General features: G+C 72.0%; 27 protein-coding genes and 1 pseudogene. 15 read left to right on the top strand and 13 right to left on the bottom strand.

What is annotated here, in order from left to right; translation table 11 throughout:
• The first annotated feature begins 4 nt into the window (after nt 1–4).
• From ABD106_RS05290 to ABD106_RS05275, 4 genes are all read left to right on the top strand, one after another.
• Nucleotides 5–571, top strand: coding sequence for an FUSC family protein (locus ABD106_RS05290; RefSeq protein WP_343918111.1), 567 nt, complete (start codon nt 5–7; stop codon nt 569–571).
• Between the two features lie 22 nt (nt 572–593).
• Nucleotides 594–1,247 (top strand): CDP-alcohol phosphatidyltransferase family protein, encoded by a 654-nt coding sequence (locus ABD106_RS05285; protein ID WP_343918109.1) that lies wholly within the window; start codon nt 594–596, stop codon nt 1,245–1,247.
• The gene (locus tag ABD106_RS05280; protein WP_343918107.1) at nt 1,244–1,684 is read left to right on the top strand and encodes a hypothetical protein; all 441 of its coding nucleotides are present in this window, start codon (nt 1,244–1,246) and stop codon (nt 1,682–1,684) included. The genes ABD106_RS05285 and ABD106_RS05280 overlap by 4 nt, the downstream gene beginning before the upstream one ends.
• 67 nt (nt 1,685–1,751) lie before the next feature.
• On the top strand, nt 1,752–2,408 hold the full coding sequence (locus tag ABD106_RS05275; protein ID WP_343918105.1) for a DsbA family oxidoreductase: 657 nt from the start codon (nt 1,752–1,754) through the stop codon (nt 2,406–2,408).
• Between the two features lie 76 nt (nt 2,409–2,484).
• Here the strand turns inward: ABD106_RS05275 and ABD106_RS05270 are convergent, their stop codons facing one another.
• The 4 genes from ABD106_RS05270 to ABD106_RS05255 all read right to left on the bottom strand — a co-directional run bounded on the left by ABD106_RS05270 (nt 2,485) and on the right by ABD106_RS05255 (nt 7,602).
• Entirely contained in the window at nt 2,485–3,249 is a 765-nt protein-coding gene (locus tag ABD106_RS05270) for a class I SAM-dependent methyltransferase (RefSeq protein ID WP_343918103.1), read from the bottom strand.
• Nucleotides 3,250–3,255: 6 nt separating this feature from the next.
• On the bottom strand, nt 3,256–5,415 hold the full coding sequence (locus tag ABD106_RS05265; protein WP_425545723.1) for a DEAD/DEAH box helicase: 2,160 nt from the start codon (nt 5,413–5,415) through the stop codon (nt 3,256–3,258).
• 168 nt (nt 5,416–5,583) lie between these two features.
• A complete protein-coding gene (locus tag ABD106_RS05260) occupies nt 5,584–7,044 on the bottom strand; it encodes an HNH endonuclease signature motif containing protein (protein ID WP_343918101.1) in 1,461 nt (486 codons plus the stop codon).
• Between the two features lie 105 nt (nt 7,045–7,149).
• Nucleotides 7,150–7,602, bottom strand: a complete 453-nt coding sequence (locus ABD106_RS05255) for an SRPBCC family protein (RefSeq protein ID WP_343918099.1) — start codon at nt 7,600–7,602, stop codon at nt 7,150–7,152.
• A gap of 122 nt (nt 7,603–7,724) precedes the next feature.
• Between ABD106_RS05255 and ABD106_RS05250 the strand changes: the two genes are divergently transcribed.
• Complete coding sequence (locus ABD106_RS05250) at nt 7,725–8,147, top strand: Hsp20/alpha crystallin family protein (RefSeq protein WP_343918097.1); 423 nt, start codon at nt 7,725–7,727, stop codon at nt 8,145–8,147.
• A gap of 6 nt (nt 8,148–8,153) precedes the next feature.
• Nucleotides 8,154–8,465 carry a biopolymer transporter Tol gene (locus ABD106_RS05245; protein ID WP_343918095.1) on the top strand — a complete coding sequence of 104 codons (312 nt, stop codon included), beginning with the start codon at nt 8,154–8,156 and terminating at the stop codon, nt 8,463–8,465.
• A gap of 27 nt (nt 8,466–8,492) precedes the next feature.
• On the opposite strand, the gene ABD106_RS05240 is transcribed toward ABD106_RS05245, so the two are convergent.
• Complete coding sequence (locus ABD106_RS05240; protein WP_343918093.1) at nt 8,493–9,200, bottom strand: ZIP family metal transporter; 708 nt, start codon at nt 9,198–9,200, stop codon at nt 8,493–8,495.
• A gap of 99 nt (nt 9,201–9,299) precedes the next feature.
• Between ABD106_RS05240 and ABD106_RS05235 the strand changes: the two are divergent.
• A pseudogene (locus ABD106_RS05235) lies at nt 9,300–9,887 on the top strand (GNAT family N-acetyltransferase).
• Here the strand turns inward: ABD106_RS05235 and ABD106_RS05230 are convergent.
• Together ABD106_RS05230 and ABD106_RS05225 are read right to left on the bottom strand one after the other, a co-directional pair.
• Nucleotides 9,874–10,329, bottom strand: coding sequence for a YdeI/OmpD-associated family protein (locus tag ABD106_RS05230; RefSeq protein ID WP_343918091.1), 456 nt, complete (start codon nt 10,327–10,329; stop codon nt 9,874–9,876). The pseudogene ABD106_RS05235 and the gene ABD106_RS05230 sit on opposite strands and share 14 nt — an antisense overlap.
• A gap of 81 nt (nt 10,330–10,410) precedes the next feature.
• The gene (locus tag ABD106_RS05225; RefSeq protein WP_343918089.1) at nt 10,411–10,617 is read right to left on the bottom strand and encodes a hypervirulence associated TUDOR domain-containing protein; all 207 of its coding nucleotides are present in this window, start codon (nt 10,615–10,617) and stop codon (nt 10,411–10,413) included.
• Between the two features lie 70 nt (nt 10,618–10,687).
• Here ABD106_RS05225 and thpR point away from each other — a divergent pair, with 70 nt between their 5' ends.
• Nucleotides 10,688–11,239, top strand: coding sequence for an RNA 2',3'-cyclic phosphodiesterase (gene thpR / locus ABD106_RS05220; protein ID WP_343918087.1), 552 nt, complete (start codon nt 10,688–10,690; stop codon nt 11,237–11,239).
• A gap of 11 nt (nt 11,240–11,250) precedes the next feature.
• Here thpR and ABD106_RS05215 read toward each other — a convergent pair whose 3' ends face one another.
• The 5 genes from ABD106_RS05215 to ABD106_RS05195 all read right to left on the bottom strand — a co-directional run bounded on the left by ABD106_RS05215 (nt 11,251) and on the right by ABD106_RS05195 (nt 16,136).
• Entirely contained in the window at nt 11,251–12,441 is a 1,191-nt protein-coding gene (locus ABD106_RS05215; protein ID WP_343918085.1) for an aminotransferase-like domain-containing protein, read from the bottom strand.
• The gene (locus ABD106_RS05210; RefSeq protein WP_343918083.1) at nt 12,431–13,432 is read right to left on the bottom strand and encodes an NAD(P)/FAD-dependent oxidoreductase; all 1,002 of its coding nucleotides are present in this window, start codon (nt 13,430–13,432) and stop codon (nt 12,431–12,433) included. The genes ABD106_RS05215 and ABD106_RS05210 overlap by 11 nt, the downstream gene beginning before the upstream one ends.
• Nucleotides 13,433–14,113, bottom strand: coding sequence for a methionine ABC transporter permease (locus ABD106_RS05205; protein ID WP_343918081.1), 681 nt, complete (start codon nt 14,111–14,113; stop codon nt 13,433–13,435).
• Nucleotides 14,110–15,129, bottom strand: a complete 1,020-nt coding sequence (locus tag ABD106_RS05200; RefSeq protein WP_343918079.1) for a methionine ABC transporter ATP-binding protein — start codon at nt 15,127–15,129, stop codon at nt 14,110–14,112. Before ABD106_RS05200 ends, ABD106_RS05205 begins: the two co-directional genes overlap by 4 nt.
• A 62-nt stretch (nt 15,130–15,191) precedes the next feature.
• On the bottom strand, nt 15,192–16,136 hold the full coding sequence (locus ABD106_RS05195; RefSeq protein WP_343918077.1) for a MetQ/NlpA family ABC transporter substrate-binding protein: 945 nt from the start codon (nt 16,134–16,136) through the stop codon (nt 15,192–15,194).
• Between ABD106_RS05195 and ABD106_RS05190 the strand changes: the two genes are divergently transcribed.
• Together ABD106_RS05190 and ABD106_RS05185 are read left to right on the top strand one after the other, a co-directional pair.
• Nucleotides 16,060–16,761, top strand: coding sequence for a dihydrofolate reductase family protein (locus ABD106_RS05190; RefSeq protein ID WP_343918075.1), 702 nt, complete (start codon nt 16,060–16,062; stop codon nt 16,759–16,761). The genes ABD106_RS05195 and ABD106_RS05190 overlap by 77 nt on opposite strands.
• Nucleotides 16,762–16,770: 9 nt before the next feature.
• Complete coding sequence (locus ABD106_RS05185; protein WP_343918073.1) at nt 16,771–17,133, top strand: nuclear transport factor 2 family protein; 363 nt, start codon at nt 16,771–16,773, stop codon at nt 17,131–17,133.
• 36 nt (nt 17,134–17,169) lie between these two features.
• Here the strand turns inward: ABD106_RS05185 and ABD106_RS05180 are convergent, their stop codons facing one another.
• Nucleotides 17,170–18,408, bottom strand: a complete 1,239-nt coding sequence (locus ABD106_RS05180) for a saccharopine dehydrogenase family protein (protein WP_343918071.1) — start codon at nt 18,406–18,408, stop codon at nt 17,170–17,172.
• A 179-nt stretch (nt 18,409–18,587) separates the two neighbouring features.
• Between ABD106_RS05180 and ABD106_RS05175 the strand changes: the two genes are divergently transcribed.
• From ABD106_RS05175 to ABD106_RS05155, 5 genes are all read left to right on the top strand, one after another.
• Entirely contained in the window at nt 18,588–20,114 is a 1,527-nt protein-coding gene (locus tag ABD106_RS05175) for an APC family permease (protein ID WP_343918069.1), read from the top strand.
• Nucleotides 20,111–20,527, top strand: a complete 417-nt coding sequence (locus ABD106_RS05170) for a universal stress protein (RefSeq protein WP_343918067.1) — start codon at nt 20,111–20,113, stop codon at nt 20,525–20,527. Before ABD106_RS05175 ends, ABD106_RS05170 begins: the two co-directional genes overlap by 4 nt.
• Nucleotides 20,528–20,573: 46 nt before the next feature.
• Nucleotides 20,574–21,914 (top strand): aspartate aminotransferase family protein, encoded by a 1,341-nt coding sequence (locus ABD106_RS05165; RefSeq protein ID WP_343918065.1) that lies wholly within the window; start codon nt 20,574–20,576, stop codon nt 21,912–21,914.
• The gene (locus ABD106_RS05160; RefSeq protein WP_343918062.1) at nt 21,911–22,360 is read left to right on the top strand and encodes an Lrp/AsnC family transcriptional regulator; all 450 of its coding nucleotides are present in this window, start codon (nt 21,911–21,913) and stop codon (nt 22,358–22,360) included. The genes ABD106_RS05165 and ABD106_RS05160 overlap by 4 nt, the downstream gene beginning before the upstream one ends.
• A 150-nt stretch (nt 22,361–22,510) precedes the next feature.
• Nucleotides 22,511–22,744 (top strand): hypothetical protein, encoded by a 234-nt coding sequence (locus tag ABD106_RS05155; RefSeq protein WP_343918060.1) that lies wholly within the window; start codon nt 22,511–22,513, stop codon nt 22,742–22,744.

Genomic DNA, 22,744 nt, shown 5'->3' with positions numbered 1-22,744 from the left:
CTCCGTGCTCGTCGGCTCGGCGAGCACGATGCTGCGGCGCGCGCGGCGGCAGCTGCCGCTCCCCCACGAACCGGTCGTGCGCAGCTACCGCCTCTCCCCCGGCAGCCGCGTGCAGCTGCGCCGCGTCGCCCGCTACGCGATCAGCGTGCTGCTCGCGGGTGCTCTCGCCACCCTGCTCGGCATCGGGCACCCGTACTGGGCGATGGTCTCGGCGGTCGTGCCGATCGCGTCGGGCAGCTTCGCGGCCGGCCTCGCCCGAGGCACGCACCGGGTGCTCGGCACGACGCTCGGCGTGCTGCTCGCCGCGGCCGCGCTGCTGCTGCGGCCCGCCGATCTCGTGATCGTGCTGCTCGTCGCCCTGTGCACCTTCGGCGTCGAGATGCTCGTGGGCCGCAACTACGGCGTCGCCATGGTCTTCGTGACCCCGCTCGCGCTGCTCGCGGTGCACCTCGCGACGCCGACGCCCGTCGAGCAGCTCCTCGTCGACCGGCTCGTCGAGTCGATCATCGGTGCGCTCATCGGCATCGCCGTCGGCTTCGCCACCCGTCGCTGGGGCGCCGCGACTCGCTGAGGCGCTGTGCTATCAAGGGGGCATGGCGCTCACCCCGGCTCGCGAACGCGATCCGAACGACCCCTACTTCCAGCGCGTCTTCACCGTCGCCAACGCCATCACGCTCGTGCGCTTCGCGCTGCTCGTGCCGGTCTGCTGGCTCGTCGTCACCGGTGCGGATGGGTCGTGGGCACCGGTCATCCTGCTCGCCGTGTGGGCGTCGACCGACTGGATCGACGGCGTGCTCGCGAGGGCGCTGCACCAGGAGTCGCGCCTCGGCGAGGTGCTCGACCCGATCGCCGACCGCATCGGCATCATCGGGGTGACGCTCTCGCTCGCCATCGCCGGCGTCGTCGACTGGTGGATCCTCGCGGTCATCTTCGGGATGGATGTGCTCGCGGTCGTCTTCGCCGGCCGCGAGGCGCGCGACGGCAGCATCCACGTCTCATGGCTCGGCAAGATCCGCACGGCGCTGCTGCTCGTGGCGATCGTCGTGCTGCTGCTCGGGCACACGGTGCTGCCGGGGGCGATGCCGGTCGGCGTGATGCTCATGCTGCTCGGCACCGGGCTCCACATCGTCGCCGCGATCGACTACATGCTCAAGGCGCGTCGGCTCAGGCTGGTGCAGACTGGACCGACCGCGGCATCGGGCACAGCATCCGATGCCGCATCGACGACACCCGGGGAGGCGCGATGACCGACTGGCAGGAGGAGCGCGAGCGGCTGGCGGCCCTCGTCGAGGACATCCTGGCGAGCTGGCACGAGTCGGTAGAGCGCGTGATCGGCGAGGACGGTGACGACGACACGATCGTCGCGCGCGACGGCGACAAGGTCGCCGCGATCCTGCCGCTCGACGACGAGAGCGTCGAGGCGATGGTCGATGCCGACGCCGAGGGCGAGCTCACGCAGTGGCTGCGCGACGAGCTGGCCGAGGACGACGAGCGCGACGACGACGACCTCGACGACGAGGACAACGACGAGCTCGAGTCCGCGGCGGATGCGTGGCTCGGCGACGACGACGCGACCGACGACGACGCCGTGGCGGTGCCCGTCGTCGCGACCGACGACGACGTCGACCTCGACGACTGGGACGACCCCGAGGCCGACGCGCTCATCGACGAGCTGCCCCGCTGAGCCCGGCCCGCGCAACCGGATCTCGGCGCGGGGAATCAGACAGCGCGGCGTCGCGTTGGCTCCCAGCATGCAGATCGACATCTGGTCAGACGTGGCGTGCCCGTGGTGCTTCATCGGCAAGCGCCGATTCGAGACGGCGCTCGGCGCCTGGGAGCACCGGGACGAGGTCGAGGTCACGTGGCACTCGTTCCAGCTCGACCCGACGCTCCCCGAGCACTACGACGGCACCGAGGTCGAGTACCTCGCGAGCCGCAAGGGGATGCCCGTCGAGCAGGTGCGGCAGATGTTCGCGCACGTCACCGAGCAGGCGGCCGGCGAGGGCCTGCAGTACGACTTCGACCGGCTCGTCGTCGCCAACAGCCTGCGTGCGCACCAGCTGCTGCACCTCGCGAAGGAGCACGGCCGCGCGGATGCCGTGAAGGAGGCGCTGCTCTCGGGGCACTTCGAGCGTGGCACCGACATCGGTGACGTCGAGGCGCTCGTCGCGATCGGCACGGAGGCAGGGCTCGACGCGGCGCAGATCCGCGAGGCGCTCGCCGATGAGCGCTACGTGCCGGCGGTGCGCGCCGACATCGAGCAGGCGCAGCAGCTCGGCGTGAACGGCGTGCCGTTCTTCGTCTTCGACATGCGCCTCGGCCTCTCGGGTGCCCAGCTGGCATCGACCTTCACCCAGGCGCTCGAGCGAGCGCGCGAGCTCGCCCTCGAGGACGCCACCGCCAGCTGAGCCCGGCTGCCGAGCGTCAGGCCGGGAGGCGGTTGAGCATCCGCGTCCGAGTCGAGCGCAACTCGGACGCAGACGCTCAACCGGCGGGTCGGGGCGAGCGCCGGGCGAGGTAGACCCACTCGCGGCCGGGCCGGTCGGGGGCGTCGCGCACGTCGACGAGCTCGAGGCCCGCGGCGGCGAGCGAGCGCTCGATCGCCTCGCGCGGGCGGAATCGCAGCGTCGAGGTCGACTCGATGCGCACGCCGTCGCGGTGGAAGATCGTGGGCGACTCGAACGTGACGAACTGCCCGTCGACGTCGGTGACCTCGACCCACTCCTCGACGGCGCCCTCGTGCGGCACGTCGACGACCTGGCGGGTCTCGTCGCGCGTCCAGCCCTCCCATGCCCGACGCTCCGGCCGGCGCGACTCGAAGACGAGCGTGCCGCCGGGCCGCAGCGCGCGCCGCGCCGCGACGAGCACCGCGTGCCAGTCGAGGTCGTCGAGGAAGACCTGCGCGACGTTCGCCGTCATCGTGACGACGTCGAAGCGGCCCGCGGATGCCGTCGGCGCGTCGGCCGTGCCGACCACCCAGCGCACGGCATCCGCCCCGGGCTTCGCTCGCGCGACGTCGACGGATGCGGCGGCCGGGTCGACGCCCGTGACCTCGAGGCCGCGCGCCGCGAGCATGAGCGCGAAGGTGCCCGTGCCGCAGCCGATGTCGAGCACCGTCCTCGCCCCGAGCTCGTCGACGACGAGCCGCTCGTAGACCTCGAGGTCCGACCGGCCATGCTCATTCGGACCCGCATCGAGCGCGTCGTAGACCGCCGCGAGCCGCGGATCACCGAAGACGGCGTCGGGCACGGGCCCTCAGCCCTGCCGGATGCGCGCCGCGATCGCGTCGTGGAGCATGCCCGAGACCGCATCGAGCCGCAGGTCGCCCGTCGTCGGCTCGTCGCCCACTGCACCGTCGAGCGCGCGGCCGACGAGGCCCGCCTTCGCGTCGAGCAGCTCGGCGATGCGCGTGTCGATCGTCTGCGCGGCCAGGATGCGCCAGACCGTCACCGGCATCGACTGGCCGATGCGGTGGATGCGGTCGATCGCCTGCGTCTGCTCGGCGTCGGTCCACGAGAGCTCGGCGAGCACCATGTCGGCTGCCGCCTGCAGGTTGACGCCGACGCCCGCAGCCATGAGCGAGCAGACGATGACCTGCACCGAGTCGTCCTCGGTGAAGGCGTCGATCGCCTTCTGGCGCTGCGTGGGCGACTGGTCCCCGCGGATCGAGACCGTCTTGATGCCGGCCTTCGCGAGCGTCTGCTCGGCCTCGTCGAGGACGTCGATGTGCTTGGCGAAGAAGACCACCTTGCCGACCGAGTGGGCGAGCTGACCCGCGTAGTCGGCGGCGAGGCCTGCCTTCGCGCGGCCGATGCGGCGGGCGAGCGCGAAGACGTTCTCGCCCGTGGCGCCCTCCTGCGTCTCGACCTCGCTGCGCGCGATGCGGCGCACGAGCTCGTCGTCGACGCGGGAGTCGTCGCGAGCGTCGGCGGAGCGCTGCGACATCGCGGCGTCGTAGCGGGCGACCATCCGCTCGACGAGCACGCGCTCGGCAGAGCGGATCGATCGCACGGATGCCTCATCGAGCTCGACGGGGATGTCGGCGATGCGGCGGGCCGGGATGTCGGAGGCGACGTCGATCTTGCGGCGACGCACGATGCCCATGTCGATGACCGCCTTGCGCGCCGCCGGGTAGAAGGCGCGATCCATCGGCGTGAGACCGATGCCCTCGAGCTCGTCGGTGAGGCGCGCGTTGGGCTCCTTCTGGTCGATCCAGCCCAGGAAGCGCCAGATCGCGGCGAAGTCCTCGATGTCGTTGATGAGCGGCGTGCCGGTCAGCGCCATGAGCAGCGGGTTGCCGATCCGCTCGCGCAGCGCTCCGGCGATCTGGAGCACGTGGCGCGATCGCTTCGAGCGCGTGTTCTTGATGAAGTGCGCCTCGTCGACGACCATGCCGCGGAAGTTGAAGCGCTCGAGCCAGCCGATGTGGCGGTCGAGCACCTCGAAGTTGACGATGACGACATCGGCGAAGGCGTCGAGCTGGTCGCCGTCGCCCTGCAGCACCGCGGCGCGGCGGCCGGGCACCCATCGCTCGGTCTCGCGCGCCCAGTTGATCTTCACGACGCTCGGTGCGACGACCAGCAGCGGGAACGCATCCGCCGCCTGCGCGGCGAGCAGCGCCTGCGCGGTCTTGCCGAGGCCGGGCTCGTCGGCGAGCAGGAACGTGCGGTGCCCGTCGCGAGCGGCCTGCACGAGCTGCGACTGGTGGTGCATGAGCTCCTTGCCGCCGGGCGCGATGCGCTGCTTCGGCTCGGGCAGGGGCATGCAGGCGGGCTTGCCGTCGGACGCGACCTCGAAGGAGAGGAAGAGCGGCGAGAGCAGGTCGAAGCCTGCCAGGCGGTCGCGCTCGGGCTTGCGGCGCACGTGCGAGAAGTCAGGCTCGAGGAACGGGTTCGCGAGCTGCACGCGGTGCACCGACGGGGGCACGACCTGCGGCGCGGCGGGCTCGGTGCTCTCGGGCGCGGGCGCGGAGGAGACCTCGGGCTCGGGCTCCATGCCTGCGGCCTCGAGCATCTCGCGCTTGCGCTCGCGCACAGCGTCGGTGATGGGGGCGCCGTCGCCGAGCAGCGGGAGCAGCGTCGGCTCCCGGCTTGCGGCCTTCGCGAGGATGACGGCGATGCCGTCGAGCCGCTTCAGGTCTTCAGCGCGCTCGGCATCGGTGAGCGCCTTGTCGGCACGCACGCGAGCGCGCTCCTCGCGCGCGAGCATGGCCACGACCTGGAGCTTGACGCGCGTCGACCGCGAGGCGCTGCCTCGCTTGACGCCCGCCTCGACCTGGCGCACGGCGCGCGCGAGCTGCGGGATGAGGGCGTCGCGGTCGCGCGCCGGTGCTTCGGGAGACGCGTCGGTCTCGGTGGATGCGTCGGACGGCTGTGTCGCCGTCTCGGGCGCATCGATGGTTGCGGCGTCGGCCACATGTCCTCCATTCGAGGCGGGGCCGCGGGTACGGGCCCCGGTGTTCAGGCTCCGACGGGCACCGGACCTCGGTGCGGCGGCTCGTCGTGCCGGTGACGTCGACTGCGGTGCACGGGCGAGTCGCGATGCGGCTCGGACGGTGACCAGCGGGCTGACGTCGCTCCCATGCTACCGGGTCGAGGCGAGGATGCGCTCGACCGCCCCGCCGAGGGCTGCGATCGACCCCGCTCGCCGTGCCATCCCGCGCGGCGGGCGGACGGGTGGCAGCAGCGCTCGTCGGACTCGCCACCTGCTGCCGCCGTCGCGCTCGACCCGCAGCCGGCCCGAATGGACCTCGGTATGGCAGCGCGAGCAGACGAGGATGCCGTTGTCGACATCGGTGTCGCCGCCGTCGGCCCACGTGCGCACATGATGGACGTCGTTCCAGGACGCCGGGGCGCCGCAGCCGAGGCAGTGCTTGTCGCGGAGCATGATCGCGAGCCGCTGCCATCTCGAGAAGAGCCGCTTGCGGCGGCCGAGCCGCAGCACGTGGCCGTCGTCGTCGACGAGCGCGGGCTGGATGAACGCATCGCACGTCATGCGAGCCGCGAGCTGCACGGGCACGACCTCGCCGGTCTCGACGATCTCGCAGAAGCCGGGCTCGCCGGCCGCGTGCCGCTCGAGCTCGGCGCGCGTGACCGCCACGAGCAGCGTCGGCGCCTCCTTGCCCGGCCGCGGGGCGTCGCCCGAGCGCGCGTGCGCCGAGAAGATGCCCGCGAGCACGTCGGCGTTGCGCTGCTCCGGGGTGCGGTCATCACCGTCGGCAGGCTGCTCCTCGCCGGGCGCACCCTTCGTCGTGCGCGGCGAGCCGTAGGCGTTCAGCACCGCGTGGACCGCCGCGCCCTGGTCGGGCGGTAGGGCGACGCGGCCGCGGAAGATGCCGTCGCGGCACTGCGCGAGCGTGAACGCGCGCTGCGCGACGCGCTCCTCCTCCCGCGGCTCGGCCCCATCGGGGTCGAGCGCCTGCAGCCACGTTCGCGCGAGCGTGGCGAGCACCTCGGGCGGCGACGGCACGGCGTCGTCGTAGCCCCGCTCCCTCGCTGGCATCTCACCGACCGCGTCTGCCACGAGCGATGCCTCCGCGGCGAGCCTGTCGTCCTCGGCGACCCGCAGCCTCCCCTCGTCGAGGGGCTGGACGATCGCTCGGGCCTGGTCGATCGCGATGGCGCCGTCGACGAACGCCGCCGCGACATGCGGGAAGCGCGGCTCGAACGGCAGGCCCGTCGGCGTTCGCCGCGGCGTCGCGGCGAGCGCGAGGCGCACGATGCACGTCGCGCGACCCGCGGTGACGCCGAGCTCGTGCTGCAGCGCATCGCGCGTGCTGCGGTAGCCGAACGATCGCGCGAGCGACGGTGCGTCGAGCGCGGGCGACGCCTGCTCGACGAGCCCCGCGATGCGCACCGACGCCCCGTCGGCACGCTTGACCAGCTCGCCGATCGCCGCGAGCGCATCCCACCGCTCAGCGTCGCCGAGCAGCTCGAAGCGGGCGAGGACCGCGTCGATGCGGTGCTGGACCTCATCGAGCGCGGCCCGCAGGTCGGACGCCTCCGGCGACCTGCCCTGCACCCACTGCGCCATCGGAACCCCCATCGGAACTGCTCCGCGGCCACCGCCTTCGGTGGCCTCCCGTCGCATCCGATTCTACCACGCTGTCGAACATCTGTTCGAAAGTTCTGCAGCGTGTGGAGAACCTCGTCAGCCCTCGAGCAGCCCCGCGAGCCGGTCGATCGAGGCGAGCAGGTTCGCCGGCTGCGTCCGCTTCGCACGCTCGAGCCGGGTCTCATCCTGGAGGTCGGTCCAGTCGTACGTGTGGGTCACGCGCGTCCCCTCGCCCTCGGGCTCCAGGTCCCACCGCCACACGTGGCCGATGGGCGGCTTGCCCTCCTCGGCGGGCTTCCACGCGATGCGACTGCCCTCCTCGAACTCCACGACGTGGTTCTCGCGCACCGCGCCGTTGCCGGTGAGCGTCATGGCGAACACCTCCCCCGTGCCGCGCACGCGCTGCCCGTCGGCGGCCTCGGCGAGGTTGTCGTTGCCGTCCCACGCGGGCTGCTTCGCGGGGTCGGCGATGTGCTCGAAGATGACGTCGGCGGGAGCCGCGATGAAGCGGCTCGCCTGCACCACGCGGACGACGTCGGGATCGGTCATGGCGCCATCCAAGCATCCGCGACCGAGGTTGTCATGGCAGCGGCGGCGGTGGTGCGACGCGCGCTCCATTGAGTCCTCCCGGGAACCGGAGTAGACATGGGGCACGACGGAGGGAGCTCGACATGACCGCGGACGCTTCACGCAGGTACCCGGTCTTCCCACCGTTCACGGAGTGGTTCGACGCCTTCGCGATCATGGGCGGCTGGGACGGCAAGGGCCCACTCCCCGGCATCCGCGTCGAGGAGCTCGTCGAGGACGACGCGTTCGTCGTGCACGCCGAGCTGCCGGGCCTCGACCCCGCACGCGACATCGACGTGAAGGTCGAGCACGGCGTGCTGACGATCCACGCCGAGCGGCACCCGGACCCCCGCGAGAAGCAGCGCTCGGAGTTCCGCTACGGCGCACTGGCACGCACCGTCCGGCTCCCGCTCGGCGCGAAGGACGACGAGATCACCGCCTTCTACGAGGACGGGATGCTGACGGTGCGCGTCGCGCTCGATGCGGTGCCCGCGAAGGCCAGGCGCATCCCGGTCGAACGGCGCTGAGGGCGGATGCGGGAGACGAGCCGCACCGACGACGGCCGCTGGATCGTCGTCGACGGACGCCGCTGGCGAGCGGAGGATCCCTCGCTGCCGGCTGATGCCGCCACCCGGCTGCGCTCGCACCTCGGGCGGGCGCGCTCGGCCGTCCGGAGCGCGGCGAGCGATGCCGACACGCAGCGCGCACGCGATCGCGTGCAGCTCGCGAAGGAGGGGCTCGGCGAGCGGGGCGAGGCCTGGTGGGAGCTGACCGAGCCCGAGCGGGCGGCGCGCGCCGCCGACCGGCTCGAGCGGCTCGACGAGCTCGCGCCGCCGCGGCCCTGACGGCCGGAGTCGGCCGCTCTGCCGGCCTCAAGCGAGCAGCGAGAGCGCCGCCGCAGCTGCGAACCCGACGACGGTCGCGAGACCGGCGACCTGCCCGCCCTTCGCGCGCGCCTCGGAGATCATCGCGTCGACGAGCATCACGAGCAGCGCGCCCGCCGCGAATCCGTCGACGACCCCGGTGAGCGTCGGCGATGCGACCTCCGCGATCGCTCGGCCCGCCACCGCCGCGAGCGTGCAGACGGCGGCGACGCCGATCCAGAGCAGCAGCACGAAGCGGCGAGACCGCCCGTCGCCCAGCATGTCGGCCGAGGAGCCGACCGATTCCGGCAGGTTCGACACGAACACCGCGACCAGCAGCGCGAGGCTCACCCCGTCGCCGGTGGCGAGCCCGATCCCGAGCACGGCCTGCTCTGGCACGCCGTCGAGCAGCGCGCCCACGGCGAGCGGCACGCCCGAGGCGCCCCCGCCCCCGCGCCCCGACCGCTGCTCGACCGCACGATCGGCGAAGAAGTAGGCCAGCGCGCCCGCCGCGAGGCCGACGCCGACCGCGACCGGCCCGCCCTCCGTGACGCCAGCTTCCGCGAGCTCGAACGAGACGCCCGCGATCAGCGCCCCGGCACCGAACGCCAGCACCATGCCGACGACCGCATCCGACCACCGGCGCAGGGTCGCGAGCCATGCGCCGAGCACGAGCGACGACGAGGCGATCGCGCCCCACAGCAGCGCCTCCAGCATGGTCAGGCTGCTCCCGAGCCCGATGCCTCGATCACCATGGCTGCAGGGTATGTCTGCTGGGCACGCCGTGCCATCGTGGCTCCGACGACGAGGAGAGTGATGGACGACTTCGAGATCCGGCCCGCGACGCACGCGCGCTTCGACGACGTCACGACGATGATCGGGCCGAAGCGCGCCGACGCATCCGTCTGCTGGTGCCTGAGCCACCGCATCGATTCGAAGATGAACGCCGAGCTGCGCGGCCCCGACCGCGGCGCCTTCATGGAGGCGCTCACCCGCAAGCGGGTCGCGCCCGGCGTGCTGGCCTACGACGGCGACGAGGTCGTCGGATGGGCCGCGGTCGCGCCGCGCGCGGAGCTGCCGTTCGCGCGGTCGACCCGCATCCCGCACGTCGACGACCAGCCCGCGTGATCGATCTGGTGCATCCGCGTGCGCCCGGGACACCGCGGCCGCGGCATCTCGCACGCGCTGCTCGACGGGGCTGTGGCCTACGCCGCGTCGCAGGGCGCGTCTGCTGTCGAGGGATACCCCGTCGACAACGGCGACGAGCGGGTCGACCTGACGATGGCCTACGTCGGCACGCGCCGGATGTTCGAGCGCGCGGGCTTCGAGCTCGCGACCCGCACCGACGCGGTCTCGGGCGGCTTCCCGCGCGTGGTGATGCGCAAGCAGCTCAGCCGGCGCTGACCTGCCGCAGCTGGTCGAGCGCTTTCTCGAGCCGGCGCTGCTTCGTCTCGGGCGCCTTCGCCTCACCGATGGAGCGAGCCATCTCCTTGCGCTTCGACGGTGCGAGCGCATCGAACGCCGCCTTCGCGGTCGGGGCGTCGGCGAGCGCCTGAGCCAGCTCCGGCGGCAGCGCGATCTCGCGCTCGTCGGTGTCGAGCGCGATGACGGCATCGACCTCGTCGCCCGCCTCGACCTCGAGCGCTTCGCGGCGCTCCGTGCTGAGCCCCACCATGTTGCGACCGCCCATCTGGCCGATCCGGGTGCGCACGGTCGCGTCGCCGATCGTGAGGGTGATGGGCGCGTTCTTCGGCCCGCCGAGCGCAGCGACCTGCTCGTCGGTGAGGATGATCGCCGCGGCGGGAGCGTGCCACTCGATCGTGGTGCGGATGCGGAGCTCGCCCATGCGCGCCAGCGTAGGTGCCGCGCGCGCCGCGGCGCCAGTGCCCGCAGTGGCGCCGCGAGGGCCTGTGCTGGCGCGCCGGCGTCAGGAGCGCTTGCGCAGCGCCGACTCCTTGTGGGCGGCCTTCGCGCCGGTCTTCGCCGACTCGACGACGTAGTACGGCTCGTCGTCGGACGCCCGGAACCGCTGCCCGTCGAACGTGAAGTCGCGCACGCGGCGCTCCTGCACCGTGCCGTGCGTCTCGCCCTGGCTCGTGCTCCAAGCCACCTCGTCGCCCTTGCTGAACCCCATCGTCCGCTCCCCTCGCTCGCCGATGCCCCGAAATGTACCCCGAGCACCCTCGCGGGCGTAGTGTCCGTGCATGGGTCGGCGGATGTTCGTGGCGGTGGTGCCGCCCGCGGACGTGCGCGAGGACCTCGCCGAGTTCCTCGACCCGCGCGAAGGGCTGCGGTGGACGCCCGTCGACCGGCTGCACCTGACGCTCGGGTTCCTGCCCGACGTGTCGGAGCGGATCCTCGAACCGCTCGACGAGCGCCTCCGCGCAGCGCTGCTCGACCTGCCGCCGTTCGACTGCCGACTGTCGGGCGCCGGCGCGTTCCCCGACGCCGACCGACCGGCGGTGCTGTGGATGGGCGTCGACCGCGGGCGCGCCGAGCTCGAGCACCTCGCGCAGCGCGTGCGCACTGCCGCGAGCGTCGCGGGCGCCTTCCCCGACGGGCAGCGCTTCGTGCCGCACGTCACCCTCGCGAGGCCGCCGCGGCACCGCAGCGCCATCCGCTGGCTGCGCATGCTCGACACCTACGCCTCGCGCACCTGGACGATCGACGAGGTGTCGCTCATCGAGTCGCAGCTGCGCGGTCGGCCGCACCACCCGCGCCACGTCGAGATCTCGGTGCTGCCGCTCGGCGGCTGACGGGGCCCGCGTCAGTCGCGCAGCCGTCGCCAGGCGCGGTGGAGCCGGTCGACGCCCTCGACGAGCGCCTCGACCGGCTGCTCGCTGAACGACAGCCGCAGCGTGCCCCGCAGGTGCGCATCGTCGTCGACGGCGAACCACTCGCCGCGCTGGAAGAAGACGCCCTCGTCCTGCGCGAGCTCGTGGAACCGCTCGAAGTCGGCCTCGCCGAGCAGCCGGGCCCAGAGGAAGAACCCGCCGCTCGGCTCGGTGATCTCGATCTCGTCGCCGAAGCGCGCCTCGAGCGCCTGCTGCAGCGCCCGCGCCTTGCGGCCGTAGCCGACGCCGGCGGCCGCGAGCGCCTCCGAGTACTCGGGCCGCTGCACGATGCGCAGCACGAGCTCCTGCAGCGTGCCGCTCGTCAGCCCGTCGAGCCGGTTGCGCAGCCGCACGAAGCGCTCAGCGAGCGCCGTCGGCACCACGATCCAGCCGACGCGCAGCGCTGGTCCGAGCGTCTTCGAGAACGTGTTGACCGCGACGACGCGCTCGGAGTCGAGCAGCCGCGAGCGCACGTCGATCGCACCGGGCTCGAAGCCCGCCTCGCGATAGGGATCGTCGAGGATGAGCATGAAGCCGAACCGCTCGGCGAGCCCGGCGAGGCGGCGGGCGTGCTCGTCGGACAGCGTGCCGCCCGACGGGTTCTGGAAGGTCGGCACCGTGAAGAGCGCCTTCGGCCGCAGCCCGGCGTCGAGGCGTCGCTCGAGCTCGTCGACGTCGATGCCGCCGGCGCCGACGCGCACGGGCACGGGATGCGCACCCACGAGGTCGAGCGTGCGCAGGAACAGCGGATACACCGGGTCGTCGACGACGATCTCGTCGCCGGCGTCGAGCAGCCCCAGCACCGCGAGCGCGAGCCCGTGAGCGCCGCCGGTCGTGACGATGACGCGCTCGGCGTCGACGCCCTCGCGCTCGGCGATCCACGCGCGCAGCGCCGGGATGCCCGGTGCCGGCACGTAGCGCAGCGACGCTGCGAACCCGGCACCCTCGGTGAGGTCGCGAGCGGCGTCGCGGTAGAGGTCGGTCGGCAGCGCCGCGACGTCGGGGTTGCCGCCGCCCAGGTCGATGCTGCCCTCGCGGTGCCGGATGAGCGTGGCGTCGCCGAAGCCCTGCCTCGCCGGGAGCTGCTCGAGCAGCCGGCTCGCGGTGCGTGTGTCAGTGGCCATGGATGTGCTCCTCGTCGCTGTCGTTCGGGACGCTACCGGGTGGGCGGAGGCCCTGCAGTTCGATCTGCCGCTCGCCGCCGAGCTCGGCCGCCACGAGGCAGCCCAGGACGGGTGCGAGCGTGACACCGCTGTGCGCCACGACCACGTACAGGCGATCGGTCGCCCAGCCCGCGATGGGCAGCCCGTCGACGGGCTGCGGCCGGTGCGCGAAGCCGAACCCCTGCAGGTCGTCGTCCTCCAGCGCGAGGCCGTGGCGGCTCGCGATCGCGCGCAGCCGACGCCAGCACGCGCGCTCGTCGAGCGGCAGCGACCCGTCGCGGATCGCCTCCTCGAGCGAGGCCGACTGCAGCAGCAGCTCACCGGCGCCGCTCGGACGCGCGCTGAGCTCGTCGCCGACCGTCAGCCCGGCGCTCCATGAGGCCGGCGCGCGCACGCGCGCGATCGCGCCGATCGGCCCCACGACGTCGATGGGCGCGAGCGCGCCGTGCCCGCGGAGCAGCGCCGGCGTGCCGACGCCGGCCGCGAGCACGACCCGGTCGGCTCCGACCCGCTCCCCCGTGCCGAGCACTGCGACGGCTCCGGTCGCGTCCGCCTCGATGCGCGCGACGGATGCGCCGACGCGCACGATGCCGCCGCGGTCGCGGATCGCACCCGCGTGCGCTCGCGCGAACGCGGCCACGTCGACGATGCCGCCCTCGGTCACCGTGACGCCTCGGACATCTGCCGGCATCGGCGTGAACCACGGCTCGGTCGCGGCGGCGGAACCCGCCGCGTGGCGCTTGATCCCTTCGCGGCTGAGCGCCGCATAGGAGGCGGGACGCTTCGCGAGCGCGTTCGCCCACGCCAGGCTCGTGCCGCTCGCCACCGTGCACAGCGCGTCCTCGCGCTCGAGCAGCGTCACCCGCCAGCCGTCCTCCGCGGCCGCGGCGGCGACCGCGAGCCCGAGCACGCCGCCGCCCACGACCAGGAGTCGCCCGCCCTCGGCGACCATCTAGAGGAACCTGCGAGCGAGCCGGTTGCCCAGCACCTGCACGAGCTGGACGAGCGCGATCAGCACGACCACGATGAGCAGCATGATCGCGTAGTCGAAGCGCTGGTAGCCGTAGGTGAGCGCGAGGTTGCCGAGACCGCCGCCGCCGACCGCGCCCGCCACCGCGGTCGCGTCGATGAGCGCGACGAAGATGAAGGTCAGCGACAGGATGAGCGGCCCGAAGGCCTCGCGCACGACGAAGCCGAACAGGATGTGCAGGGGCCTGGCGCCGACCGCGGTCGCAGCCTCGACGACGCTCGGGTCGACGCCCACGAGGTTGGACTCGGCGACGCGCGCGATGCCGACGCCTGCCGCGATCGTGAGCGGCAGGATGGCGGCGGACGGACCGATGCTCGTGCCGATCAGCGCGCGCGTCACGGGCGTCAGCGCGATGAGCAGGATGATGAACGGGATGGGACGCAAGGTGTTCACGACGAGGTTCAGCACGAAGTGGGCGACCCTGTTCTGCAGCAGCTGCCCCCGCCGCGTCGCGAACAGGAAGATGCCCAGCAGGAGCCCCAGGATCGAGGCGAAGAAGAACGACACCGTCACCATGTAGAGCGTCTCGCCGAGCGCGGTGGCGACCCGGGGCACGTCGCTGTCGAGGTCGATCAGGCTCGCCACGGCATCCGTCGCGCTCACCACTGCGCCACCTCGGCGCGCTCGGAGAGCTGCGCGACGAAGCGGTCGACGTCGCCGTCGGCCCCGTGGAGCGCGAGGCTCAGCTGCCCGTACGGGCGCCGCTTCACCCGCTCGACGCCGCCCTGGATGATGGCGAAGTCGACGCCGTGCTCGCGCGCCAGCCGACTGAGGAGCGGGTCGTGCACGAGCGAGTCGTCGATGACGACCGAGATGCGGCGGCTCGCGTGCTCGCTCCGCAGCAGCTGCCGGTCGGCGTCGGTCAGTGCCGTCCGCGCATACGGCGCGACCAGGGCTGCAGTCTCGACGTGCTGCGGGCGCGCGAGGATCTGGTGGATGTCGCCGCTCTCGACCACCGCGCCGTGGCTCAGGATCGACACCCGGTCGGCGAGCCTCGAGATGACGTCCATCTCGTGGCTGACGACGACGATCGTGATGCCGAGCTCCTCGTTGATCGAGCGGAGCAGCGCGACGATGTCGCCGGTCGTCTGCGGGTCGAGCGCACTCGTCGCCTCGTCGGCGAGCAGGATCGACGGCCGGTTCGCGATCGCGCGCGCGATGCCAACGCGCTGCTTCTGCCCGCCGGAGAGCTGGCGCGGCCGCGCGAACGCCTTGCCGCCGAGCCCCACGAAGTCGAGCAGCTCCGCGACGCGCGTGCGGATCGCGTCCTGCTTCCAGCCGGCGAGCTTGAGCGGCGTGGCGATGTTGTCGTAGACGGAGCGCGAGCTCCACAGACCGAACTGCTGGAACACCATCCCGATCTTGTGCCGCAGCCGGCGCAGCTCCTCGGCGCTCAGCCCGCCGACGTCGATCCCGTCGACGAGCACCTCTCCCGAGCTGGGCCGCTCGAGCGCGTTGATCGTGCGCAGCAGCGTCGACTTGCCGGCGCCGGAGCGGCCGATGAGCCCGTAGATCTCACCCGCTCGCACCGAGAGGTCGATGCTGTCGAGCGCGAGCGCCCCACCCGCCTTCGAGTCGAACTGCTTCGTGACGCCGGTCAGGCGGATGCGGTCGGTCATGGTTCCTTCACTGGCCGGGCGCGAGCGCACCCCGAGGTCGTCGGTCCGGGTGCGTGCTCGGGCTACTGCGCGCTGAGCTCCGCGAGAGCGGCGCGGAGGTCGTCGACCGGCAGCTCGACGATCGACGCCTCGCCCCGCTTCTCCTCCTCGAGCGCGGCCTCCACCCGCGCGTCGCGATACGTCTGCTCGAGCAGCGGCCAGGCCGGGTCGTCGAGGTGGTCGGGCGTCGTGGCCGCGATGAGGACGTAGGGGCTCGACGACGTCGCCGACGAGTCCTCGAGCTGCAGCGCATCCTCGCTCGTGATGGCGAGCGCGGGATCGAAGTCGTCGACCGCGATGACGACGGCGGCGATCGACGGGTCGGCGTACGCGGTCTGCACCGACTCGTGCGCGATGCGGACGAGCTCGAGCCCGCGGTCGTTCGCGATGATGTCCTCCTCGCCGGGGAAGACGCCGGCGTCGTCCGCGACCTCGATGAGACCGGCCGCCTCGAGGATGAAGAGCGAGCGCGAGAAGTTCGAGGGGTCGTCGGGCACCGCGATGCGCGCACCGTCGACGATCTCGTCGACGGTCGCGTGGTCCTCGGAGAAGAGGCCCCACGCGGTCACCACGGTCGAGAAGAGCGGCGTGATCTCAGCGCCGTTCTCGCGGTTGAACTGGCTCAGCCAGGCGACGTGCTGGAAGACGTTCGCGTCGAGCTCGCCGGCGACGAGCGCCGTGTTGGGCAGGTAGGGGTCGTCGAAGTTGACGAACTCGATGTCGAGCCCGTTCTCGCGCCCGACCTCGACGATGGTGTCCTGGAAGTCGCTCTGCGACGTGTCGCCGATGCGGAGCGGGATGAGGTCGTCGGCCGCCGCCTGCGAACCGGCCTGCACGGCGACCGCTGCCGCCGCGGCGCCCGCCACCACGACGCCAGCGGTCACCGCGGCGATGATGCCGAGCCTGCGGCGCGAGCCGCGCTGGGCGAGGTGGGCGTCGATCTCCGAGCGGCTGGATTCGTTCGTCATGGTTCCTCCGGGGCTGGTGCGCCGAGCGGCGCGATCCCATAACGCTAGCCATTGCCGGGCAATACGCCGCATTGTGCCGTCACCGGGCGTCACACAGCGCGGGCATCGACGCGCGGCGCGGCGGGGGCGAGAATGCAGCGAGCGAACGGAGGAGGCACGGATGGGCAGGGTCACGTGCGATGTGGGGGTGTCCGTCGACGGATTCGTCGCGGGTGTCGACCAGAGCGAGGAGCACCCGCTCGGGCTGGGCGGCGAGGACCTGCACCGCTGGATGCTCGAGGCCCAGGAGGAGAACGCCGCCGAGATCGCGGGGATCCTGGGCCACGGCGCATACATCATGGGGCGCAACCTGTTCGGCCCCATCCGCGGCGAGTGGGACCGGCCGTGGCGGGGCTGGTGGGGCGAGGAGCCGCCCTACCGCGCACCGGTGCTCGTGCTCACGCACTTCGAGCGCGAGCCGATCGAGATGGACGGCGGCACGACCTTCCACTTCGTCACCGATGGACCGGCGGCCGCCATGGCCCAGGCCCAGCACGCGGCCGGCGATCGCGGCGTCGACGTCGCTCGTGACGCACGTCACGTATCGCGTCGAGACCCGCTAGCGCCGGGCAGTGGCCTGCGGTAGACACGCTGCATGACGCCTGCTCAGCGATGGCTCGACGGCTACATCCGCGCCTGGGAGTCGAAGGACGCGGCCGATGTGCGCGCGATCTTCACAGACGATGCCGAGTACTGGTTCCGGCCGAACGATCCCGAGCCGACACGCGGCATCGACGCGATCGTCGCGATGTGGAGCGAGGACGACGAGCCGACCCTGCCGGAGCACGACCTGCGCGTGCTGATCGAGGATGCGGAGCTCGGCATCATCAAGGGCACGATCGCCTACCCCGGGCACGAGTCGTACACGAACCTCTGGGAGGTCCACCTCGCGCCCGACGGCCGGGCACACCGGTTCGTCGAGTGGTACATGACGCCGCGGGAGCCCGAGGAGGGCTGAGCGCGCTCCACTGCGCGGCCTCAGGCCCGCCGAGGCTCAGGGCCGCGGCGCGACCTCCATCTGACCCCACGGCAGGCCGTACTCGACGAGCTTCTCGAGGAACGGCTTCGGCGGCATGGTCTCCGGACCCAGCACGCCCGCGCCCGACCACTCACCCGTCGAGAGCAGCTCGAGCGCGATCACCGGGTTGATCGCCGTCTGCAGCACGACGCACTGGTGCCCGTACTCCTCCATCGACCACGCGTTGTCGACCACGTGGTACAGGTAGGTGGACCGCGGCTGCCCGTCCTTGCCGGTGCCCTGCACCCAGACGCCTGCACAGGTCTTCCCCGTCATGACGGGACCGATGGATGCGGGATCCGGCAGGCAGGCGGCGACGACGTCGCGCGGCGAGACCTCGACGCCACCGACCCGCACCTTCTCGGTGCGGTCGAGGCCGAGCGTGTGGAGGGTCTGCAGCACGCCGATGAACTCGGAGCCGAGCCCGTACTTGAACGTGACGCGGTCGGCCTCGATCCAGCGCGGCATCATGAGCACCTCCTCGTGCTCGACGTTGACGCACTCGACCGGTCCGATGCCTTCGGGGAAGTCGAACACCTCGGGCTCGCTGAACGGCTCGGTCGTGTACCAGCCGCCGTCGTCGTCGGCGCGGGAGCGCTCGTAGATGACGGGCGGGTTGAGGCACTCCTCGATCGTCGTCCAGATCGAGAACGAGGGCGCGAAGATCTCGTTGCCGTCGTCGTCGTGCACCGCGAGGTTGGCGCCGTCGCGCGTGCCGAGCTCGTCGATGTGGTCGAAGAGCTCGTCCGCCGCGAAGCGGGCGAAGACGTTGGACATGCCGGGCTCGACGCCGATCCCGACGAGCGCGAGCTGGCCGGCGGCCTCCCACTCGTCGGCCTTGGCGAACTGCTCGTCGCCGAGCTTGAGCCCGACCTTCGCGTAGGGCTCCTCCGGGTGGCGCTTCGAGAGGCTCATCGCCATGTCGAGGTAGTCGGCGCCGGCCGCGAGCGCGCCGTCGAAGATCGGCATGACGAACCGGGGATCGACGGCGTTCATCACGTGCGTGATGCCGTGCTCGCGGCACAGCGCGGCCACAGACTCGGGGTCGGATGCGTCGACCTGCGCGGAGGAGAAGCGCGGGTCGACCGCGGCCGCCTTCTGCGCCCTCGCCTCGTCGTAGTCGGCGATGACCACGCTCTCGAAGAAGTCGCGCCGCGCGATGACCGCCGCGAACGCACCTCCGACACCTCCGGCACCCACCAGCAGGATCCGCATCGACAAGCTCCTCTCGCACAGCGTCGCGCCGTGCGGGATCGCACGCGGTCGACGTTGTTGAGCAGGACTCTAGTGCAGGGACGACGGAATCAGTAGTGTCATCGTCCAAGAAGGACGGATGCAGCACCTGGGCCTCGACTGAGGCGCCGGATCCGCCGGAACCACGCAAGGGAGCAGTCGTGACCGACCACCGCACCAGCCCGGCGACCGCCGACCGGCCGAGCCTCAAGCCGAACGCCATCGGCTTCTTCGACGCCCTCGTCATCGGTCTCGCGTCGACGTCCCCCGCCTACACGATCGCCGCGATCATCGGCGGACTCGTGCTCTACACGGGCGTGCACGCTCCGGGCATCATGCTCGCGAGCTTCATCCCGATGCTGCTCATCGCCTCGGCGTTCTACTACCTCAACACCGTCGACCAGGACTCGGGCACCACGTTCTCGTGGGTCACGCGGGCGATGGGGCCGTGGTTCGGCTGGATCGGCGGCTGGGCGATCACGATGACGGGCGTGCTCATCGTCGGCTCGCTCGCCGAGGTCGGTGTGCGCTACTCGCTCCTCACCTTCGGGCTCGAGGATCTCGCCTACGACCCCGTGCTCATCCGCGTGCTCACCGTGCTGCTCATCCTGCTCATGACCGCGATCTGCGTGTGGGGCACCGAGATCTCGGCGCGACTGCAGAACGTGCTCATCATCTTCCAGATGGTGTCGCTGCTCGTCTTCGCGGTCGTCGCCCTCTGGCAGGTGTTCTCGAACTCGTCGGCCTTCGACTCGATCACGCCGTCGTGGGAGTGGCTCAACCCCTTCGGCGGCGGCTGGGAGGGCGTGACCGCCGGACTGCTGCTGGGCGTGTTCGCCTACTGGGGCTGGGAATCCGCGGTCAACCTCACCGAGGAGACCACGAACTCGTCGCAGTCGCCCGGCAAGGCGGCCATCTGGTCGACCGTCGTGCTGCTCGTCACCTACATCTCGGTGACGATCGCTGTCGTCGCCCTCGCCGGCGACGCCTTCCTGGCCGAGAACGCCGAGGAGGAGGATGCGATCTTCCAGGTGATCGCGAGCGACGCGATGGGCCCGTGGGCGTGGGTCGTCATGCTCTCGGTCGCGACCTCGGCGATCGCCTCGACGCAGACGACGATCATCCCGGCGTCTCGCACCGGCCTGAGCATGGCCCGCCGCGGCGCGCTGCCCAAGATGTTCGGCCGCATCCACCCCCGCTTCCGCACGCCGGATGTCTCGACGTGGTGGGTCGCCGGCATCGCGATCGCCTACTACCTCGGCGTCGGACTGCTGAGCGAGACCGCCCTGTGGGACACGCTCACCGCGCTCGGCCTGCTCATCGCCTTCTACTACGCGCTCACCGGCATCGCGTGCGCGATCTACTTCCGCAAGCGCCTGACGAAGAGCGTGAAGAGCTTCCTGCTCATCGGCGTCGGCCCCGTGCTCGGCTCGCTCATGCTCATCTGGCTGCTCGTCGCGGCCATCATCGACTACGGCAACCCCGAGAACTCCTACACCGAGACCGCGTGGTTCGGCCTCGGGCCGCCGCTCGTGATCGGCATCGGCATCTTCGTCACCGGCGTCGTGCTCATGATCATCTGGTACTTCCGCGATCGCCGATTCTGGGACGAGCGGCCGAGCACGGCCGAGCAGCCCATCGTCCGCATCGACGTGACCTCGGGTCGCGGCGAGGGGCCGCGCGCATGACCATCGTGCTCGGCTACGACGAGTCGCCCGGCGCCCGGGCGGCGCTCACCACGGCGATCGACGTCGCGAGCCGCTTCGGCGAGCCGCTCGTGGTCGTCTACGGCACCGAGCCGCCCGGCGGCGTCGGCGACGAGCGCCGCAGCCACGAGGCGGCCCTCCAGCAGCTCGGCGGCGCGGCCGTGCGCCACGCCATCGAGCAGGCGCGGGCCGCCGGTGTCGAGGCGATCACCGAGCTCGTCTCGGCTCGACCCGTGGATGCGCTGCTCTCGCAGGCGGAGAAGCACGACGCCCGCCTCATCGTCGTCGGCACCTGGGGCGAGAGCCCCATGCGCGGTGCGATCCTCGGCTCGACGCCCCACAAGCTGCTGCACCTGAGCACTCGACCGGTGCTGTGCGTGCCGGTCGCCACCTGACGCACCCCAGCGCATCCGACCCATCCACCTCACCGCAAGGAGCACCATGTCCTCCCCCGCCGACCACCTGTGGATGCACTTCACCCGCATGGCGAACGCCGATCAGGCGCCCGTCATCGTGCGGGGCGAGGGCGCGTACATCTGGGACGACCGCGGCAAGCGCTACCTCGACGGGCTGGCCGGCCTGTTCGTCAACCAGCTCGGCCACGGCCGCATCGACCTCGCGACCGTCGCCGCGGAGCAGGCATCGACGCTCGCGTTCTTCCCGCTCTGGTCGTACGCGCATCCGAGCGCGATCGACCTCGCCGACAAGCTCGCATCGCTCGCCCCCGGCGAGCTGAACCGCGTGTTCTTCACGAGCGGCGGCAGCGAGGCGGTCGAGAGCGCGTGGAAGCTCGCGAAGAACTACTTCAAGCTCACCGGCAAGCCGATGAAGCACAAGGTCATCAGCCGAGCGATCGCGTACCACGGCACGACGCACGGCGCGCTGTCGATCACGGGCCTGCCGCCGCTGAAGTCGCAGTTCGAGCCGCTCGTGCCCTCGACCTTCCGGGTGCCCAACACGAACATCTACCGCGCACCGCTGCACGGCGACGACCCTGAGGCGTTCGGCCGTTGGGCGGCCGACCAGATCGCGGTCGCGATCGAGCAGGAGGGGCCGGAGACGGTCGCCGCCGTCTTCCTCGAGCCCGTGCAGAACGCCGGCGGGTGCTTCCCGCCGCCGCCCGGGTACTTCGAGCGGGTGCGGGAGATCTGCGACGAGTACGACGTGCTGCTCGTCTCGGACGAGGTGATCTGCGCCTTCGGCCGGCTCGGCACGATGTTCGGCGCCGAGCGCTACGGCTACCAGCCCGACATCATCACGTGCGCGAAGGGCCTGACCTCTGGCTACGCGCCGCTCGGCGCGATGATCGCGAGCGAGCGGCTGTTCGAGCCGTTCGCCGAGCCCGGCGCGTCGTTCGCCCACGGCTACACGTTCGGCGGCCACCCCGTCGCGACCGCCGTGGGGCTCGCGAACCTCGAGATCTTCGAGCGCGAGGGGGTGCTCGAGCATGTGCGCGCGAACGAGGGCGCGTTCCGCTCGACCCTCGAGGGGCTGCTCGACCTGCCGATCGTCGGCGACGTGCGCGGCGACGGCTACTTCTACGGCATCGAGCTCGTGAAGGACAAGCACACGCGCGAGACGTTCGACGACGACGAGAGCGAGCGACTGCTGCGCGGCTACCTCTCGGGCGCGCTCTTCGACGCGGGCCTCTACTGCCGCGCCGACGACCGCGGCGACCCCGTCATCCAGCTCTCGCCGCCGCTCATCTGCGACCAGCGCCACTTCGACGAGATCGGCGAGATCCTGCGCAGCGTGCTCAGCGAGGCGTGGTCGCGACTGTGAGCCTGCCCGACGCCCAGGACAAGGCGATCATCGCCGAGCTGCAGCGCGACGGCCGGGCGCCCTACTCGACGATCGCCGAGACGGTCGGGCTGAGCGAGACCGCGGTGCGCAAGCGGGTCAAGCGGCTCACCGACTCGGGCGTCGTCCAGATCGTCGCCGTCACCGACCCCACGCAGCTCGGCTTCGCGCGCCAGGCGATGATCGGCATCCGCGCGTCCGGGGCGCTCGAGCCCGTCGCCGAGGCGCTCGCCGCGCTCGCGGAGGTCGACTACGTGGTCATCACCGCCGGCACCTACGACGTGCTCGTCGAGGTGGTGTGCGAGAGCGACGCGCACCTGCTCGAGCTCGTGTCGCAACGCATCCGCTCGATCGAGGGCGTGCGAGACACCGACACGCTGCTGTACCTCAAGCTGCAGCAGCAGAGCTACGCGTGGGGCGTGCGGTGACGGGTCGGGGGGAACCACTCCTCGCAGGGCGTCGCTCACAGCCCCCGCGCCTCATCGACCGCATGCGCTCGGAGCGCGCACGCTGCTCCGTCGGCGGGCCGGACGGCACGTCCCAGCATCCGGCCCGGCAGTGAGACCTACGCTCGAGCGATGGATACCCGTCTCGTCGTCGCGCAGGTCGCGATCGGCGTCGTGCTCGCGCTGTGCCTGTGGGCGCAGCTGTTCCCGCGCTCGCACTGGCGGCTGTTCTGGAGCCAGCAGTACCGCTTCAGCCACGTGCGCGGCGAGCGCGAGCAGGCGCGCTTCGTCCGTCGGCTCACGGCCTTCCCGATCGTCGTGTGCGTCCTGCTGACGGTGATCATCCAGGTCGCGGGCCGCGGCTGA

It is taken from the genome of Agrococcus citreus, from assembly GCF_039527715.1.
Taxonomy (GTDB): Bacteria; Actinomycetota; Actinomycetes; order Actinomycetales; family Microbacteriaceae; genus Agrococcus; species Agrococcus citreus.
This window is presented reverse-complemented; position numbering and strand designations above follow the sequence as displayed.

Bases quoted from the DNA above. Each gene is read 5' to 3' on its own strand.
- ABD106_RS05250 (WP_343918097.1), top strand. From the start codon at position 7,725: ATGACCGCGGACGCTTCACGCAGGTACCCGGTCTTCCCACCGTTCACG.
- ABD106_RS05240 (WP_343918093.1), bottom strand. From the start codon at position 9,200: ATGCTGGAGGCGCTGCTGTGGGGCGCGATCGCCTCGTCGTCGCTCGTG.
- ABD106_RS05165 (WP_343918065.1), top strand. From the start codon at position 20,574: ATGTCCTCCCCCGCCGACCACCTGTGGATGCACTTCACCCGCATGGCG.
- ABD106_RS05195 (WP_343918077.1), bottom strand. From the start codon at position 16,136: ATGACGAACGAATCCAGCCGCTCGGAGATCGACGCCCACCTCGCCCAG.
- thpR (WP_343918087.1), top strand. From the start codon at position 10,688: ATGGGTCGGCGGATGTTCGTGGCGGTGGTGCCGCCCGCGGACGTGCGC.
- ABD106_RS05275 (WP_343918105.1), top strand. From the start codon at position 1,752: ATGCAGATCGACATCTGGTCAGACGTGGCGTGCCCGTGGTGCTTCATC.
- ABD106_RS05170 (WP_343918067.1), top strand. From the start codon at position 20,111: ATGACCATCGTGCTCGGCTACGACGAGTCGCCCGGCGCCCGGGCGGCG.
- ABD106_RS05285 (WP_343918109.1), top strand. From the start codon at position 594: ATGGCGCTCACCCCGGCTCGCGAACGCGATCCGAACGACCCCTACTTC.
- ABD106_RS05225 (WP_343918089.1), bottom strand. From the start codon at position 10,617: ATGGGGTTCAGCAAGGGCGACGAGGTGGCTTGGAGCACGAGCCAGGGC.
- ABD106_RS05215 (WP_343918085.1), bottom strand. From the start codon at position 12,441: ATGGCCACTGACACACGCACCGCGAGCCGGCTGCTCGAGCAGCTCCCG.
- ABD106_RS05245 (WP_343918095.1), top strand. From the start codon at position 8,154: ATGCGGGAGACGAGCCGCACCGACGACGGCCGCTGGATCGTCGTCGAC.
- ABD106_RS05200 (WP_343918079.1), bottom strand. From the start codon at position 15,129: ATGACCGACCGCATCCGCCTGACCGGCGTCACGAAGCAGTTCGACTCG.
- ABD106_RS05180 (WP_343918071.1), bottom strand. From the start codon at position 18,408: ATGCGGATCCTGCTGGTGGGTGCCGGAGGTGTCGGAGGTGCGTTCGCG.
- ABD106_RS05260 (WP_343918101.1), bottom strand. From the start codon at position 7,044: ATGGGGGTTCCGATGGCGCAGTGGGTGCAGGGCAGGTCGCCGGAGGCG.
- ABD106_RS05280 (WP_343918107.1), top strand. From the start codon at position 1,244: ATGACCGACTGGCAGGAGGAGCGCGAGCGGCTGGCGGCCCTCGTCGAG.
- ABD106_RS05190 (WP_343918075.1), top strand. From the start codon at position 16,060: ATGATGCCGAGCCTGCGGCGCGAGCCGCGCTGGGCGAGGTGGGCGTCG.
- ABD106_RS05210 (WP_343918083.1), bottom strand. From the start codon at position 13,432: ATGGTCGCCGAGGGCGGGCGACTCCTGGTCGTGGGCGGCGGCGTGCTC.
- ABD106_RS05230 (WP_343918091.1), bottom strand. From the start codon at position 10,329: ATGGGCGAGCTCCGCATCCGCACCACGATCGAGTGGCACGCTCCCGCC.
- ABD106_RS05255 (WP_343918099.1), bottom strand. From the start codon at position 7,602: ATGACCGATCCCGACGTCGTCCGCGTGGTGCAGGCGAGCCGCTTCATC.
- ABD106_RS05155 (WP_343918060.1), top strand. From the start codon at position 22,511: ATGGATACCCGTCTCGTCGTCGCGCAGGTCGCGATCGGCGTCGTGCTC.
- ABD106_RS05185 (WP_343918073.1), top strand. From the start codon at position 16,771: ATGACGCCTGCTCAGCGATGGCTCGACGGCTACATCCGCGCCTGGGAG.